Origin of the sequence: Ketobacter alkanivorans (genome assembly GCF_002863865.1) — a bacterium.
Lineage (GTDB): Bacteria > Pseudomonadota > Gammaproteobacteria > Pseudomonadales > Ketobacteraceae > Ketobacter > Ketobacter alkanivorans.
The window spans coordinates 4,305,247-4,321,700 of sequence record NZ_CP022684.1 but is presented as its reverse complement, the minus strand read 5'-3'; the positions used below and the strand labels follow the sequence as shown (position 1 = coordinate 4,321,700).

Annotated in this window: 13 protein-coding genes; 5 read left to right on the top strand and 8 right to left on the bottom strand. The window is 52.7% G+C overall.

Annotated elements, in window-relative coordinates; translation table 11 throughout:
- Positions 1–87: 87 nt before the first annotated feature.
- Both Kalk_RS18475 and Kalk_RS18470 read right to left on the bottom strand, forming a co-directional pair.
- Positions 88–1,572, bottom strand: a complete 1,485-nt coding sequence (locus Kalk_RS18475) for an ATP-binding protein (protein WP_101895657.1) — start codon at positions 1,570–1,572, stop codon at positions 88–90.
- A gap of 126 nt (positions 1,573–1,698) precedes the next feature.
- Complete coding sequence (locus tag Kalk_RS18470) at positions 1,699–3,279, bottom strand: ATP-binding protein (protein ID WP_158643578.1); 1,581 nt, start codon at positions 3,277–3,279, stop codon at positions 1,699–1,701.
- A 27-nt stretch (positions 3,280–3,306) separates the two neighbouring features.
- Here Kalk_RS18470 and Kalk_RS18465 point away from each other — a divergent pair, with 27 nt between their 5' ends.
- Both Kalk_RS18465 and Kalk_RS18460 read left to right on the top strand, forming a co-directional pair.
- On the top strand, positions 3,307–3,918 hold the full coding sequence (locus tag Kalk_RS18465; protein ID WP_233716709.1) for an NUDIX hydrolase: 612 nt from the start codon (positions 3,307–3,309) through the stop codon (positions 3,916–3,918).
- A gap of 33 nt (positions 3,919–3,951) precedes the next feature.
- Positions 3,952–4,791: an MBL fold metallo-hydrolase gene (locus Kalk_RS18460; protein WP_101895654.1), complete on the top strand. Its 840-nt coding sequence runs from the start codon at positions 3,952–3,954 to the stop codon at positions 4,789–4,791.
- 2 nt (positions 4,792–4,793) lie between these two features.
- Here Kalk_RS18460 and Kalk_RS21275 read toward each other — a convergent pair whose 3' ends face one another.
- On the bottom strand, positions 4,794–4,970 hold the full coding sequence (locus Kalk_RS21275) for a hypothetical protein (RefSeq protein WP_158643576.1): 177 nt from the start codon (positions 4,968–4,970) through the stop codon (positions 4,794–4,796).
- A 228-nt stretch (positions 4,971–5,198) separates the two neighbouring features.
- Here Kalk_RS21275 and Kalk_RS18455 point away from each other — a divergent pair, with 228 nt between their 5' ends.
- Both Kalk_RS18455 and Kalk_RS18450 read left to right on the top strand, forming a co-directional pair.
- Positions 5,199–6,584: an ABC1 kinase family protein gene (locus Kalk_RS18455; RefSeq protein WP_101895653.1), complete on the top strand. Its 1,386-nt coding sequence runs from the start codon at positions 5,199–5,201 to the stop codon at positions 6,582–6,584.
- Between the two features lie 228 nt (positions 6,585–6,812).
- A complete protein-coding gene (locus Kalk_RS18450; RefSeq protein WP_101895652.1) occupies positions 6,813–8,036 on the top strand; it encodes an HDOD domain-containing protein in 1,224 nt (407 codons plus the stop codon).
- 86 nt (positions 8,037–8,122) lie between these two features.
- Here the strand turns inward: Kalk_RS18450 and Kalk_RS18445 are convergent, their stop codons facing one another.
- Positions 8,123–9,397, bottom strand: a complete 1,275-nt coding sequence (locus tag Kalk_RS18445) for an MORN repeat-containing protein (RefSeq protein WP_101895651.1) — start codon at positions 9,395–9,397, stop codon at positions 8,123–8,125.
- A 126-nt stretch (positions 9,398–9,523) separates the two neighbouring features.
- The gene (locus Kalk_RS18440) at positions 9,524–10,081 is read right to left on the bottom strand and encodes a PadR family transcriptional regulator (protein ID WP_158643575.1); all 558 of its coding nucleotides are present in this window, start codon (positions 10,079–10,081) and stop codon (positions 9,524–9,526) included.
- Between the two features lie 114 nt (positions 10,082–10,195).
- Here Kalk_RS18440 and Kalk_RS18435 point away from each other — a divergent pair, with 114 nt between their 5' ends.
- Positions 10,196–11,830: a phytoene desaturase family protein gene (locus Kalk_RS18435; RefSeq protein WP_101895649.1), complete on the top strand. Its 1,635-nt coding sequence runs from the start codon at positions 10,196–10,198 to the stop codon at positions 11,828–11,830.
- Positions 11,831–11,881: 51 nt separating this feature from the next.
- On the opposite strand, the gene Kalk_RS18430 is transcribed toward Kalk_RS18435, so the two are convergent.
- The 3 genes from Kalk_RS18430 to Kalk_RS18420 all read right to left on the bottom strand — a co-directional run bounded on the left by Kalk_RS18430 (position 11,882) and on the right by Kalk_RS18420 (position 16,287).
- Positions 11,882–12,367 carry a hypothetical protein gene (locus tag Kalk_RS18430; RefSeq protein ID WP_101895648.1) on the bottom strand — a complete coding sequence of 162 codons (486 nt, stop codon included), beginning with the start codon at positions 12,365–12,367 and terminating at the stop codon, positions 11,882–11,884.
- A 17-nt stretch (positions 12,368–12,384) separates the two neighbouring features.
- Positions 12,385–14,529: a YHYH protein gene (locus Kalk_RS18425; protein ID WP_101895647.1), complete on the bottom strand. Its 2,145-nt coding sequence runs from the start codon at positions 14,527–14,529 to the stop codon at positions 12,385–12,387.
- 186 nt (positions 14,530–14,715) lie between these two features.
- Positions 14,716–16,287: a sigma-54-dependent transcriptional regulator gene (locus Kalk_RS18420; protein ID WP_101895646.1), complete on the bottom strand. Its 1,572-nt coding sequence runs from the start codon at positions 16,285–16,287 to the stop codon at positions 14,716–14,718.
- Positions 16,288–16,454 lie beyond the last annotated feature (167 nt).

The window sequence follows — 16,454 nt, the reverse complement described above, 5'->3', positions numbered from 1 at the left end:
GTTGTCCCCAATCACTCACAACGCAACCCAAATTGCAGATCAATGTTGTTTTTTACGTAAAAGTCAGCACAGCTTGTGATAACCAGATCAATTTATAAGCAAACGATCCAGTTCCTGAGTTAATTGCTTTAGCCTAACTGGCTTTCCAACAACACCTTTCATGCCCGCATCCAAGATACGTTGGCGATCTTCATCCAATACGCTGGCGGTCATTGCGATGATGGGAGTAGCAGAATTCGGTCCGGCACCGGCAATGATACTTCTGGAAGCCTCCAGGCCATCCAGTACCGGCATTTCAATGTCCATCACGATCAGGTCGTAAGGCTGTGCATTGGCGGCAGCTACGGCAGCCTCACCGTCAAAAACGATGTCCACATCAAGGCCTATTTTGCTGAACAGCTTCTGCGCCACGCGCTGATTGACTACATTATCTTCCGCCAGCAGCACCTTTTTGCAGTAATTCTTGGAAAGCGCATCGTCGTCACTTTCATCCTGAATTGCGTCGGCTTTTTTCAGGGGCAACGTGATAATAAACGAAGCGCCTTTATCTTTTTCGCTCTCCACTTCCAGAAAGCCATCCATCAGATCCACCAGGTTTTTCGAGATCGTCAGGCCCAGACCTGTGCCTCCATAGCTTCGACCTATAGACACATCTGCCTGTTCGAACGATTCAAAAATTTTGTCGATGCGATCTTTTGGAATACCAATGCCTGTATCGTGAACTTCCATAATCAGGTTATAACGCTCACCATCAATTTGGTCATAACCAACTTCGATATCAACACACCCAGCGCGCGTGAATTTGATGGCGTTGGTAACCAAATTCATCAGTATCTGGCGGATGCGCATGGCATCCCCAAACATGTACTTCGGGGTATCCGCCTCCATCTGTATATTGATGGTGACTTGCTTGTCCGTTGCAAATGCTCGATTCAATTCACACACGTCATTAATCAGTTGATGCAAGTTGAACGGCTCTCTCACCAGCTCCAGATAACCTGCTTCAATTTTAGAAAGATCAAGGATATCGTTGATAATATTGAGAAGTGAATTGGATGAACGATTGATCAGGCTGACCAGCTCATCCTGCTCTTTATTGAGATCGGTGTCCTGTAACAATTGCACACTGGCAATGACCCCGTTCATTGGTGTTCGTATCTCGTGGCTCATATTAGCCAGAAATACGGATTTGGCACGGGAGGCGACTTCAGCCGACTCTTTCGCATGAATTAGATGCTTGTTCAGGCTTTCCAATTTTTTGGTCAGCCGCGCTTGCTCTTCGAGTTTAACCGCAAGATCCTGATCCAGTTGAGCGCCGACACTTTGATCCTGCCAACCGGACTCTATAATATTGTTGAAAATGACCTCTGCTCGATCCCTGTATAGTACTCCAAGATAGTTTTCCAATGTATCAAGATAACGGCCCAGATCCGCTATGCTTTCTACCGCGACCTGTCCGTCGGCAGTGCGACTCAAGCCACTTTCCAGCAACATGAAATTGATGACCTCTGGAGTACAGGATTCCTCCAACTTTTTGAGGTGCGTTTTAACCAGCTTGGACCAAATAGACATAGACGGAGTTATCGCTCAACTGCAACTGCTTACTTATAAGCGTAACAACGGAATGAAGATCCAGCAAATTGCACGTCTATCCATAACTCAGCCTTCTTAAAACCGGTTTGTTGTGAACTGTAGGATCTAAACAGCCACAGACAGAGAAAAGAAGAAATGACAACCTTGGGCCCGCGGTGATTTCAGCCCAATAACACCTTGATGTTCATGAATAATACTTTTGCAGATTGCCAACCCTAAGCCAGTACTGCTTTCACCTGCCGTTGGAACGGAACTGATATGGCTGTAGGCATCAAACAACTTATTGGCCTCGACATCGGGAATGCCGACACCCTCATCTTCTATCGACACAGTGACACGCCCCTCCTCACGGGCAAGGGAGATGGTCACCGCCGTATCGCGCCCAGAGTATTTGATGGCGTTACTGATCAGGTTGTCGATAACCTGCGCCAGCCGCCCCGCATCGCCATGCACTTCACATTGGTCGATCAGCGCGGTGTTCAAGACAATATCTTTTTGCTCTGCCGCCGTCTGATAAAACCTGACCCTTTTCTCGATAAGCTCGCCCATATCAAAATCAGTTTTGTTTAGCCTTAATTTACCACTTTCAATGGCTGACACATCCAGCAGCTCACTCAAAAGCCGCATTAAATCTTCACTGGCATGATTGATGATGTCGAATAACTCTTCACGCTTTTCTGCGCTGATTTTGTCAGAGCGCAACATCCGGCTGGCAACGGACATATTCCCCACCGGGCCACGAATATCGTGGGCAGCCATCCCCATAAGCTTGTTTTTCTGCTCATTGAGTTCTTTCAGGCGATAAAAGTGCTCGATCAGCTCCAGCGAGCGATTTACACGACAGTGCATTTCTTCAGGGGGAAACGGATACACTAGGACGTCATTGGCACCACTTTTAACGAAATGGACACCTACATTACGGTCGTTAACATCGGAAATGCCGATAATAGCCAGCTCCTCCGCGCTGTAGCTCTCACGAATACGAGAAATCAATGGAAAGCTGGGGATGTCCTCAATGCCATAATCAACAATAACCACTTCTATGCGCGGCTCACGCTTTAGCAACGCCAAGCCATCGCTGCCCGTTGCGGCATCCAGAACCTGAAGATTTTGCACTCTAAGCCAGCGTCCGATCTGATTGCGTTTCTCTTCATCGCCGGACACAACCAAGGTGTAGATCTGACGATTCTTCAACAGACGTCCAACGATGTTAACCACGTAGGCAATGTTATACGCGCCCTGCTTTAGCACGTAATCTGCCACGCCCTTGCGCAAGATGGTGTCCCGCAACGCGTCGTTCAGCTGAGCGGTAAATACTATCCCAGGAATACCCTCCGCCAGCACCACATCAACAGCCTCACCATCCGGCGCATCGGGCAGGTTAAGGTCGATAATGGCGAGCACGAGGGTTCCGCGATGTTGTTGCAGGGCCTGACGGGTTTCCTTCAGGCTGTAGGCTGTAACGACCTCGAGATTCCATTCCACCGCTATCGTACGGGAGAGTACCGCTGAGAAAGACTTGCTATCCTCCACCAGCAATATTTTTTCCATCCATTCACCCTGATACTGATCACCTACTCTGGTAAAGTGTAGCCCCAGTTTTACCGTATGACGGGATATGAGGCCTTTCTTTTGACGAATCAGAGCGTTCCCATTGAGCCCGCAGCCACGATTGTCGTGCTGCAAGACAGCCCCCAGGGCCCTAAGGTTTTGATGCAACAGAGAAATCCAGATGCAGCCTTTGTGGGTGGGGCGTGGGTGTTCCCCGGTGGCAAGCTGGACCCTCATGATCGGGATGATCGCTGGATGCAACGCTGTGATTTGTGCCCCGAAGGTGCCAACCGGATGCTGGAGCTGGATCAGCACGCTCACGCCTATTGGATCGCCGCCATCAGAGAGCTGGTGGAAGAAGCAGGCATTCTGGTCGCAGAGGGCGCAAACGGCAAACTGGCGCAAGCAGCCCAGATGCACCTGCAGCAGCAGCCTTCGGGGTTTATCGAGTTCTGTGACGCCCATGGCCTGCAACTGCAAACGGGACAGCTTAAGTACCTGAGCCGCTGGATTACCCCGCAAGGCAACCCAAAACGCTACGATACCCGCTTCTTTTTATGCCCTTGGCCCCAAGGTCAGGAGCCGCGCCAGGACGATCACGAAGCTATCAATACCCGTTGGGTGACTCCGCAAGAAGCCCTGTCTCATTTTGAACAGGATGAGTGGCTGCTGATCCTGCCCACCATCATGACGCTACGCCAACTCAGCGGGTTTGACTCTGTAAATGCGTTACTGAGCGCGCTGGGGCAGGCACCGGATCGAAAAAACCAGTAAAATTACTCTCATTAAAACGCACAAGGCTACCTCATGAGCAAGCTGGTACACGGAGAAACCGTCGTTCTCACCCCCCTGATCAGGCGCATTACCGCCCCTAACCCTGGCATTATGACCGGGCCGGGCACCAATACTTATCTGGTGGGTAAAGGGGAATGGGCCGTGATCGACCCCGGCCCCGCCATCGAGTCCCACGTGGACGCGATCCTGCAAGCGGCCGCAGACGCCCATGCCACCATTGGCTGGATTCTGTGCACACACACTCATATGGATCACTCCCCAGCTGCCAACGCGTTGCGGGACGCCACCGGAGCCATCGTAGCGGGCATGCCGCCTGCGAACCCACAAGCGCAGGATCCAGCTTTTGCACCGGATCAGGCTTGGCAAGAAGGCGATTTTATCAACACCGAAGACTGGACCTTAACGGCAGTTCACACACCGGGCCACGCCAGTAATCATTTGTGTTTTCACTTGGAACAGGAGCAGATCCTGTTTACCGGAGATCACATCATGGAAGGCTCCACCGTTGTGATTGCACCACCAGACGGAGACATGAAGGACTATCTGGCATCGCTGGAGAAGCTGAAAAGCCTGGCCATCACCCGCCTGGCACCGGCCCACGGCAACCTGATGAATCATCCTAAGGACGTTGTGGAGGGACTGATCCAGCACCGCCTGATGCGCGAAGCCAAAGTGCTGGAAGGTATGACGAAAACCGGACCGGCCGATCTGGATACGCTCACCCCCGTGGTGTACGACGATGTGCCGCCATTCCTGCACATGATTGCGCGTTATTCCCTGCTGGCACATCTTGGCAAACTGCAAAAAGACGGCATCGTCAGTGAAAACGATGGTACTTGGGGGAAAATATAGGGTTACTTGCCTTTTTTTGGCTTAGGGCCCTTGCTGCCTCGGGTTTTGGCCTTAGGCTTGTTCTTCCAGCCCATGGCGTTCTGGAACTGTTTACGCAGATCCTTGGCCGCCTGCTCCTTGCGCTCATGCACCACCCGCTCCTTGGCGCTGCCAAATTCCACCACATTGTCGTCCGACACTTAATATTCCTCCCGCACACCGGTCACAGGATCTAAATGTACCCCCAGTTTTAAACCTGGGCAAGAGCGTCAGACTGACACCTTCGGCCACAGCCTTGATCGGATTGGCAACTGTAATCAATATAGAATTAAGGTAATATTTGGCGCCATTGTGGTTGAGCCTTTACGGTTATCAGGGCCAGTTTCGGGGGAAGGATACGCACTGTATCCGATGATTTAAGGTGTTAAATGTCAGATAAATCCAAGACCACGCTGAAACGCGTCAAGACCGGCGCGTTTGAGCGACGCTTCAGTATGGCCAGAGCCGGCCTGGTGGCAGGCACCATGCTTGCAGCCCAGTCCGCCGGCAACATGTTCACCCGTAAAGAAGACCGAGCGGATAAGCAGAAAGAAATTCTGTCCCGTCAGGCGCACTATCTGGCAGACGAAATCGGCAAGCTGAAAGGCAGCATCGTTAAGATTGGACAAATGATGGCACTCTACGGTGAGCATTTTTTACCCATAGAGGTCACCGAAGCCCTGCACACCTTGGAGGACGACACGGCAGCCCTGGAATGGACCACCATCTACGAAGAGCTGGAAGATGAACTGGGTGCCGAGAAGCTGTCGCTGCTGGAAATTGAAGAAGAGCCCATCGGCGCGGCCTCCATCGGCCAGGTTCATAGGGCTACCATCAAGTCCACAGGTGAACAAATTTGCCTTAAAATTCAATACCCTGGCGTAGCAGAGGCGGTAGATAGCGATCTAGGTGCAGTGGAAACGTTATTGCGCATGCTGAAAATCGTTCCCATCACCGAGGAATTCCAATCCTGGTTTCAGGAAATCCGCGAGATGATGTACCGGGAAGTGGATTACGACCACGAGCGGGAAAAAACCAAATTGTTCCGGGAACGGCTGCAAGGCGACCCCCGCTTTGTTGTGCCGAAAGTGTTTGACCAGTTCTGCAGCAAACGGATCATTGCCACCTCGTTCGAACCCGGCCTGGACATCGACGCGCCGGAAACCAAAGCTCTACCTCAGGCACGTCGTAATGCAATCTGTCGCACCGCGCTGGATCTGTGCTGGATGGAAGTGTTCAAGTGGGGTGAAATGCAGACCGACCCCAATTTTGGTAATTACTTTGTCCGCCTGGCGGAACATGAAGGCGACCCGGACAAAATTGTACTACTGGATTTCGGCGCAGTACGCGAGTTTTCTGATAAGACCCTGACACCGGGCCGCAAGATCGTTAAAGCCGCATTCCTGCACGATGAAGATTTGCTGCTGGATGGGCTGGAAACCCTGAATCTGTTCAGCGAAAACACCCCGTTGGAGGCAAAGCGCGGCCTGATGAAATTGTGCTTTATGGCAATTGAGCCTTTCGCCGACCCTGAGCGCTTTCCGCCGCCGTCCTACCTGCTGAATGAGCAAAACGAATACAAATGGGGCGAAAGCAACCTGCCCGCCCGCCTCAGTGTGCAGGCCGGACTGTCTGCAGCCGGTGCCAACCGACACTTCAGCATCCCCCCCAGGGAACTGATGTTCCTGGTGCGCAAAATCATGGGGGCCTATACCTTCATGTCGGTGTTGAAAGCAGAAATAAAAGGCTATGACGTGTTGATACCCTACGTGTAAGACTGTTTACGGGGCCAGAAGCTATTGCTCTGGCCCCGCTCCAGCCGCCTTCACCTAATTGTATTTGGCCTTAGCCCGCCGCCGAGTAGACCGCCGTCACAAAGTTCGCCCATCAAATCCTCCATTTTCCCAATCCCTTTCTATACTTAATGAAGATCACGTTATGGCGCGCCATAACCTTCATTCACCGCGATGGCATTCGCACAACATGCCCAGTGACAGAACCCCATGAATACCGAAAAACTGAAACAGTTTGACCTGCTGCGCCACCTTAGCGATGAACAGCTCATTATGCTGGCCAATAACAGCATCACTCTGCGCCTGGGGCCGGGTGATGTACTGGCAGAGGTCGGCTCGTCCGATCCGTTTGAATATTTCCTGCTGGCAGGTGAGCTGGATCTGCTGAACCCCCATGATCACAGCGTGAAAACCATTGTGGCTGGCGGAACCGATGCGCTGGGCCCCATCGCCCATAAACGACCCCGTGAAGTGGGCGTCAACGCCCATTCCAATGCTGCGGTTTTAAAAGTGGATTTGACAGCCTTGAAAGAACTGTTGAAACAGGCACCGGGCGACAGTTACGCCGTCAGACAAGCTCTGCGGGAAGATCAGCCGGAAGACAAGCAGCTACTGCTGGACATCTACAGCGACCTGCGCAACAACAAACTGGTGCTGCCCAGCCTGCCAGAAGTGGCCGTACGAATTCGTCGTATGATTGATGAAGGCACCAACAGTGCGAAAAAGATTTCTCAGGCGGTCAACACGGATCCGTCCATCGCAGCCAAGCTGATCCGGGCTGCCAATAGCCCATTGTTTCGGGGCACCAAGGAATTCGAAACCAGCGCTCAGGCAATAGTACGGCTGGGGATGCAAACCACCAAGCAACTGGTTACCAGTTTTACGGTAAAGGAGCTGTTCAAGGCAGAGGCCCCCCTGCTCAAGCAACGTATGGACACGCTTTGGCAACACAGTATTGAGATCGCGGCCATATCCTATGTGCTGGCGAACAATATCCGGGGCCTGGACCCCGATCAAGGCCTGTTGGCAGGGTTGCTCCATGACATTGGTGTGGTTCCTATTCTGATGTATGCAGATCAGTACCCAACCCTGGCAGGAGATGCCCAACAACTGGAAAAAACCATAAAGGAGCTGAAACCGGAGCTGGGCAGCGTGATTCTAAAACGCTGGGGTTTCAACGAGGAGATGGTTGCATCCTCTGTTCACTCTGAAGACTGGCGCTACCAGCATGACGGAGAAGCCGATATTGCGGATCTGGTGATCGTGGCCCACTTGCATCATATGATGCTGGATGAGGAGCGCATGAAGAAGCTGGCAAAAGTGCCGGCATTCAAACGGCTGTTCCCTGGTGAAAGCGATCCGGCCATTCTTAGCGCCATTATGGAACAGGCCAAGTCCCAGCTGGAGGACACCCGCCAGCTGCTGGTGGCCTGACTAAGCAGCACGCCCCCTATAAGGCAAAAAAGGCACCGGATAGGTGCCTTTTTAATGCTTGAATGTCTGAATGATCGAATAGTTTACTATTTCAGCGGAATGGCGAACTCGCCTTCGGAAACCACCTTCTTATCCGCGCCCATATTGCCGTAGGGGTAGCCGTTAAAGGAGAAAGTTCCGATCAGCATACCATCGCTATCCTTCAGAATAGTCAGCGTACCGGGATCAGAACTGGACGTGCGATAGCTTACGCTCTCACCAGACTTCTGAATCGATGCTTTGAAGTACTTCAGCTCATAGGTGCTCTTGCCAACATATTCATCGATGGTGAACTTCAACTCAAAATCACCACCACTGGCTGAAATCTGCATCGCACCAAACTCGTTGATGTCTTTTTCCACCGTCAGACTGGTCAGGTTATCGCTAACGCCGCCCCAGCCGTGTTTGAAATAGAACTGACTGCCATCCGGACGCACTCCGCGTAATGTGCGAGGATCCTTGGGCTTCTCTGGCTCCGCTGGCTTGTCAGCCACTGCCGGTTTTGCTGCCACCGCCGCACCAGCGGCTGCGGCCCCGGCCACAGCTTCAAATGGAATGGCTTTCGGTTGCACCGGTTTGGCCACCTCAGGCTTTGGCTTAACTGGTTCAGGCTTGGGTGCAGGTTTTGGAGCAGGCTTGGCTACCACCGCTACGGCCACTTTGTTACCGGAACTAAACTCGCAAGGTGCTGATTTTCCGGCGCTGGTACAGGTGCCTTTGCCATTAGGCAGATAACCGCCCCGCACCGGGCCGGAATACAGGTCACCCCCCGCTAACACCACCGATGCCTGGGTGGGTGGCTTATCCGCTTTCCAAACCCCACGGGCAACATTGCCGTTCTTCATGGTGACGGTAAACTCACCCTCTTTGAGGTCATCATTCCAGTTACCTTCATATTTCACACTGGTATCAGCGCGGGTTAAAACACCCGCACCCTGCTTCTGATCGCCGATAAAACCGCCGGTATAAACATCGCCATTGGCCCATTTATAAGTGCCTTGGCCGCTCATTTTGCCTTGCAGCCACTCGCCGGTGTATGAATCACCGGATGGCCAGGTCTTGGTACCCTCACCGTGCTCGCGGTTATTGCTCCAGCCACCCTCATACTTCTCACCGTTGCCCCAGGTTTGCGTGCCTTGCCCATTTTTTCGGCCATCGACCCATTCGCCCTGATACACGTTACCGTTGGTGTATTTGTAGGTGCCTTGCCCATGAAACCGATTAAAGGCATTGCGTTCACCGACGTACTCACCCGCAGCGAATACCGTGGAGCTCAACAAAAGGGACACACATCCTGTGATCAGAAGCTTTCGAAAATTCATCGTGTCTATATCCAATCAGGCTGAAGTAATTTGATTTAAAAAGGGAAATTCCGCTAAACAAGAATGTTCAATTAATCATTAGTTTATAGCAGACTAACCCGCTTTTTTGAAATATTCGCTTGGCATTCAGCCGTTTTTCTTCAATTCTTCATCTATTTTCGTCAGTGTGGCGAGCGCTTCCGAGGCCCAGCGAATATTGCCTTCCTCATAGATCAACCCCCTCTTCAGGGTCAGATACATTATGCGCTGCTCCGGAGTCTGCTCTGAGTCGGCAAAATACATCTGCTCAACCTTCTGATAATCCGCCAATAGTGCCTCATGATCCGCCAGGCGCGCTCGTGCCTCAGCGATCAGTGCGTCAATGTAACGCAAGTCGGCAGAAAACAGCTTAACCAAATAGGGCTCGTTTACCTGAGGCAACGGCAACGGTTTCAGCATCCAGTCGTTGAGTGCTTTCTCGCCCAAGGGGGTGACCTCATACACCTTCTTATCAGGCTTGCCCTGTTGAGGCACAACATCAAATCGCACCCAGCCATCCTCGTGCAGCTTAGCCAGTGCCCGATACACCCGCTGGTGGCTGGTATCCCAAAAATAGCCTAAGGGGCCATCAAACCACTTGGTGATACCGTAACCGGTGGCACTCTGCTTTTTCAGCACCATCAGTAATACATGCTTTAACGACATGAACGACCTCGCTGTTAACGACGGCGCATTATGCATCATGTTGCATATGACTGCCACTCATGCTAGCTTAATATGACTCATGATGCATATTGATTTACAAGCAGAGGACAGCCCATGGAAAACCAACATTACGACGCCATTGTGATCGGATCAGGACTGGGTGGGCTGACCGCCGGAGCCTTGTGGGCCCAACAGGGTAAACGGGTTCTGGTGATCGAGCGCCACGACAAGCTCGGCGGGGCCGCCACAGTGTATCAGCGCAAGCATCTGGATATTGAAGTGGGCCTGCATGAACTCTGCGGGTTTGGCCATTTGGATCTTATGCCTCAGATCTGGAACCAGTTAAAACTGGATGACCGCATCCAGCGCCTGCCAGTACCCAGTTTTTTTGGCGTGCGCAAAAGCGGCCAAGCACAGCAAAAGGTGATGCCTGAAGGCTGGAACGAAGCGAAAGCGGCGGCCCTGCGTCACTTTCCTCACCAGAAGCATGGCATCCTGCGTTATTTTCAAATCATGCAGGCAATTCGCAGCAATATTTTCCACTTTGTTAATGCAAAAAAGACCAAATGGTGGTGGCTGCGCAATGCACCGCTGATGCCCCTGCGTTTCCGAGCCATGTTCAAATACAACAAAATGACCGTATCCCAGCTGTTCCAGGATCTGTTTGGCGACGACGAAGAGATCAAATTCTTTCTGGCCGCCAACATCGGCTACTACAGTGATCGCCCCCAGGAACTGTCTGCCGTATTCTATGCCATTGCCCAGGGCTCCTATCACGAAGGGGGTGGTTACTACATCAAAGGTGGATCGCAAAAGCTGAGCGACGCCTTGATGGACATTATTCGCGAAGCCGGTGGCGAAGCCCTGATCCGTCGCACCGTTACCGACATCCTGCTGGATGACCAGGGCCGGGCCTGTGGCGTAACCCACGAAAAAAACCTCACCATCGGCAAACGCCGCGATCCCAAGGACAAACTACCCCGCACCGCCCATGCACCGCTGATATTCGGCAACGCTGCACCCAATATTCTGCAGAACATGCTCCCAGCCGATAAACAGCAGGCGTTTATGGCCCCCTACACTGGCCTGCCCCTGTCCCCGGCACTGTGGGTACTGTTTGTGGGTATGGATCATGATCCCAAAGCATTCGGCGTTTCCGAATACGCGACCTTTGTGGTTCCTGAGCACTGCAACAACTTTGACGATTACGCCAGTTTCAAAACGGCTTTTGCCAACGCCCCTGGCGACACCATGCCCGGTTACGTGTTCACCGATTACAGTAAGCTCAACACTGGCTTGAATGAGAAAAGCCGACACTTTGCGGTGCTCTGCGGCATCGATGACATGAACAACTGGGAAGATTTATCGGAACAAGATTACTACGCCCGCAAAGAAGCCTGGGAAACCGCTCTGCTGAAAGATCTGGACAAACAGTTCCCCGGCATCGGCCAACATATCGTGTTTCATGAAATGGGCACCGCCCGCACCATGAACGAATACCTGAACACCCCCATGGGTGCCACCTATGGTTTCTCCCAGAACGCTCCCTTTATCAAATCCAAACCACCCACCACCCGCACAGCGGTGCCGGGGTTGTTTCTGGCGTCGGCCTTTGGCAGTCACGGAGGTGGGTTTGTGGGGGCAATATTGTCAGGGGCCAATGCAGCCAAACAGGCAGGGCGCTGGGCCGAACAACATCAAGCAGCGCCTCATATCATGATGGAAGGGGAACCCCAGCCGACATCTTAAAACGTCGGCTGGGTCATAACGGAGCCATACACCAATATCGGCTGAACACCGTTACCGGGAAGTTAAGCCAAACGTTGAAAACTCGTGCTGCAAAAACTCTGGCTTGCTGGTGTCGATCACCAATGTCGACATCACCATTCTGGCCCCTCTCGACCAAGTGTTGTGATCATGGTCGTTCAGTGACACCATGATCTGATTAACACCGGGCTTGAACAGCGAGCCCGGCAGGTGAGTGTAGCGTCCATAGGCCCGATAGATTTTCTCGCCGTTGATGTAAATGTGCGCATGACCTTCCAACAGGTTGTCCGGTGCATTGTCGCCCTCTTCCGGCGGTTCCAATTGAAAATTTTCCGTATTGATTACCAAGTTGAACCCCGACTTCTCATCCTGATTAAGCTGGATGTACAGTTTGGGCTCTAATGCAGCGGTCGGCATCTGCACCATTTTGTGCTCATGTTCCATCGGCATAACGGTTTGAGCATTCGCCAGTTTCATACAGCCCAAACATCCAACCAACAGCAGCAATATCTTGTTCATAATATGATCCTCTCAGCTCATGGCAACTGCATACAGGTGTAAATCGAGCCGCCGGGTGTATCACCGTAGAAGGTTGGGCCGATGTTGTATGGGAACACGGGCTCCAGGCTGCCGTTATTGTCCACCACAGTGGTGTGGTAGTGATAACCCAGATCATCGTGACTATGGCCGTTATGCTCATCCAGATATTCATTACCTTGCGCGGTCAAACTGGCATCGTAATAATAATCTTCAAAGTAATAACCCGATTCCGCCACAAATGAATTACCCGAGTTGGAGGTCACAGTTTCGTTGATTGCAGGCCCCGGGTAATTGGTGGACACCGTTCCCTGTGATAAATCGTACTGGTCCACCAGCAGGCAGGATCGCGCACCATCTCCGCAACCTCCCGCATTAGTATCGGTGTAGTCCCGTTCTACCCAGGCACTTTTAGCCAGCACGCCTTTGGCGTAATAAGGGCCATAGACGGGGTAGCCATCGGCCGCATAGCCATAAATCGGCGAGTGGGATTGACCTGTATCGCCAAACAAATCCGCAAGACAGGGCGAAAACATGTGGTGATGGTAATCGCCCTGGGTCTGAGCGTGACCGCTGCAGATGTCCACATCGTAAATTTCAAACTCCGGAGCCAATTGACGCCAGACATTTTCATTGTCGTAACTCACCCCGTCGGACCAATTGTAGATCGATGTGCCATTCAGCATTAGCCCCATGGTATTGGTGCTGGTGGCACACTCGGTGGAGGCAGGCGTTGGGTTGGCGGGGATGCGGGCTTCACGCTGTTGATCGGATGGGCAAGCGGGCCCAGGAGGCCAATACCCCAACGCACAGCCGACATGAATGATGTTGTAGCCGATGTCCTGGCCAAAGGCGATGGTGTCACCTGCCTGCGCGGAGGTTTGACCGTTATCAAAATCGGCTGCCGCTTCCGGGCGACTGTTCAGCGCATCAATGTCGGCCTGTGTCATCACTACACTGTAATTGGGAATACCGGAGGCCGATACCAAGAGAAAGTCATAGGGCCCTATGGAGGTGTCGGTCACCGATTGTACGTTCACCAACGCATTAATATACGCGCCGGACTCGCTGTTGTTGATGATCCAGTCTTTGGTTTCCGCCGTGATGGTTACAGTGTCACTGTGAGTCTCCGATCCATCGCTCACGGTCAATTGCAACACATAGCTACCGGCCGCATCCGGCACAAAGCTGGGGCTAACTGATGCGCTGTTGCTGAAGGTGGCGGCACTGCCACCCGGTGCGGAGCTGAATTCCCAAAAATAGGTAAGCTGGTCGCCATCGGAATCAGAACTGGCGCTACCATCCACCACCACATTGGAACCGGTAGGTGCGGTAAAATTATCACCAGCCTCAGCCACCGGCGCGGTGTTTCCCTCATTAGCTTGAATGGCCGCCACCAGATCCGTGACTACGGTTCCGTTTACGCTGGCGCTCACGGCTGAGCTACTCAGGTTCGACGCAGCAGAAGACAGATCCGTTTTCTGACTTGCAGAAAACTCGCCGTCGGCCAGATCTGTGGTCAGGGTTGCCATTACTTGCTCCAGCGTTGCCCCCCGATCATTCTGGTACTGGGATACGATGGCCAGCACAGTGCCATAATTACCGGCAGCATCATCGGCCGCCGCTTCTTGATTCAAATCGGTGGGAACCGTGTCGGTAATGTCCACCCCATCCAAACCGAACGCATCGGCCACGGCATCGTTATCCACCTGATTCAGGTCTGCCGCCAATGCCACCGCCAGTTCCGTCAGGGGGCTGACGGTAATGTCTGCATTGCCCGAGCCGGACACAACCGCTCTCAATTGTGGCGCGGTCAGCGTTGTGCCCGTCGATTCATCGGTATACGTACCGCCAGAACACACCACAAACCGACTCCCTGTGGTTGTTGTACTAAAGCTCACCACACCGTCCGCACTGGTTCCACTGTCCAGCAGCGTGCCAGCCTCGCCTGCGGCGGTAATCGAATACAGTTCGCAGTCTGCGCCATCCACTGGCCCTTTCATTACACTGGCGGTAATGGTGTAACGAGTGGGTTCCGTGGTGGAGCTGTCTGATCCCGAACTGCCGCCACCGCCACCACAGGACACGATGACAAGCGAAGTGCAAGCCAGTAAAACAGAAGGTGTAACGTTCATTATTTTCATATTATGCCTACCCGTTGTGTTATGGCCGCTATAAGCAACACGGCCGCTACAGCATTAACGCAGGCATACAGAGCAGAAACTGTACCAATCCAATTTAAGGTTTAGGTTTCAATAGATTAATAGAAAGGCAGGCATTCGTATAAGGGATCTAAACGAAAAACTATAAGCGCTATAGGAACACTTCTCTTATTGCGCCACGTAGTAACTCCAGCGCCGCTCGCCTTGCTTCAACAGATGTCCGTCTTTATAAAGTTTTTTCAACAGATACGATGCTCGACTGTGGCTAACATCCAACAAGGTCTGAGCCGCAGTGTTATCGATCCGCCCGTGTTCACGCACAAATGCTAACAACATGGCCTCTTGATTGGGGTTACTCGCGGTCGCCGCCAGAAATTCCAATTGCGGCAACGGTTCATCTTCGGGTTCCGCCGCAACCACAGTGGCCACTGCAGGTTCAGATTGTGGGGGCTGGCTGTGCAGAAAATGCAGATGGTCTACATCGATGGTTTTACCACGACTGGCGATCAGCGCATATTCCACCAGGTTGCGCAGCTCCCGCACATTGCCCGGATAGGCATAACGGCTCAGAGCGCTCATCGCATCAGGGCTGATAGTGGGTCGTTCACGCCCCATCTGACTGCCCAGCCGTATCAGAAAGTGCTCTACCAGCGGGGGGATATCACTCACCCGATTGCGTAGCGCCGGCACAGCGATCTGATACCCGGACAACCGAAAAAACAGATCCTGACGGAAGGCTTTATCGCGAACTTTCTCCGCCAGATTCACGTTTGTAGCCGCCACCACCCGCACATCCGCTTTGCGACTGTGACGGCCGCCAATGGGGGTCACCAATCCGTCTTCCAGCACTCGTAATAGTTTGGCCTGTAACGGCAACGGCATGTCCCCGATTTCATCCAGAAACAATGTACCGCCATCCGCCTGCATGAAATAGCCATGGCGATCATGGGTCGCACCTGTGTACGCCCCCTTGGTGTGACCAAAAAATTCAGCATCCGCCAGCTCGGATGGAATGGCCGAGCAGTTCACCGCCACAAAGGGTTTGTCACGGCGCGGGCTACCGAAGTGAATCGCACGGGAGATCAGCTCTTTGCCTGTTCCACTTTCACCCAGCACCAGCACATTGGTACGGGGCGCCTGCTGCAAACTGCGCACTTCGTCCAACAGCGCCTTGGTCATTTGACTCTGCCCAACAAAGGCATCAATACCCCAGCGCTCCGCCTCCTGTCGAGTAAGTGCCGACAGTTTTTGATCGGCCAGATGCAACGCCGCTTCGGCCCGTTGACGTTGCTCCATCTGATCCTGCAGATCGCGGTTCAACGCTTCCAGTTGTTGGTTCTTCTGCTGTAACTCCGCCTGCTGCTGCCGGATGGTAAGGTGCGCCTGAATACGGGCCAGAACCTCCTCCCGCTGCAGGGGTTTGCTTACGTAATCGATCGCCCCCACCGCAAAGCCCTTCACCTTACTTTGGGTGTCCGTCAGTGCACTCATGAAAATCACCACCACATCCTGTGTGTGTGGCTGGGACTTCAAACGTTCGCATACACTGAATCCATCCAGTCCCGGCATCATCACATCCAGCAAAACCAGATCAGGGCGGCACTGCGCCGCCAGTTGCAATGCCTGCTCGCCATCGGTTGCCACCACCAGTTCCAACCCGCTGTCGGCCAGATAGTTCACCAAGACATCCAGGTTGTCGGGTTGATCATCCACCATCAGCACGGTTGGGTTAACAGGCATTCGTGATTCCTTATAAGCAAAGATTACCTATACAAATATAAGCGACTATAAGCGATTTACCCAATTTTCTATAAGAAACAGCCTGCTATTGCAAAACTTGGCCCAACTAACCCACTGAAACCAAATGGGTTCTACACTTGGCTCGAAACTTGATAATAACCTCATAA

Excerpts from the sequence above, each read along its gene's own strand:
- Kalk_RS18475 (WP_101895657.1), bottom strand. The coding sequence starts at position 1,572 with ATGTCTATTTGGTCCAAGCTGGTTAAAACGCACCTCAAAAAGTTGGAG.
- Kalk_RS18465 (WP_233716709.1), top strand. The coding sequence starts at position 3,307 with ATGCAACAGAGAAATCCAGATGCAGCCTTTGTGGGTGGGGCGTGGGTG.
- Kalk_RS18460 (WP_101895654.1), top strand. The coding sequence starts at position 3,952 with ATGAGCAAGCTGGTACACGGAGAAACCGTCGTTCTCACCCCCCTGATC.
- Kalk_RS18455 (WP_101895653.1), top strand. The coding sequence starts at position 5,199 with ATGTCAGATAAATCCAAGACCACGCTGAAACGCGTCAAGACCGGCGCG.
- Kalk_RS18450 (WP_101895652.1), top strand. The coding sequence starts at position 6,813 with ATGAATACCGAAAAACTGAAACAGTTTGACCTGCTGCGCCACCTTAGC.
- Kalk_RS18445 (WP_101895651.1), bottom strand. The coding sequence starts at position 9,397 with ATGAATTTTCGAAAGCTTCTGATCACAGGATGTGTGTCCCTTTTGTTG.
- Kalk_RS18440 (WP_158643575.1), bottom strand. The coding sequence starts at position 10,081 with ATGTCGTTAAAGCATGTATTACTGATGGTGCTGAAAAAGCAGAGTGCC.
- Kalk_RS18435 (WP_101895649.1), top strand. The coding sequence starts at position 10,196 with ATGGAAAACCAACATTACGACGCCATTGTGATCGGATCAGGACTGGGT.
- Kalk_RS18430 (WP_101895648.1), bottom strand. The coding sequence starts at position 12,367 with ATGAACAAGATATTGCTGCTGTTGGTTGGATGTTTGGGCTGTATGAAA.
- Kalk_RS18425 (WP_101895647.1), bottom strand. The coding sequence starts at position 14,529 with ATGAAAATAATGAACGTTACACCTTCTGTTTTACTGGCTTGCACTTCG.
- Kalk_RS18420 (WP_101895646.1), bottom strand. The coding sequence starts at position 16,287 with ATGCCTGTTAACCCAACCGTGCTGATGGTGGATGATCAACCCGACAAC.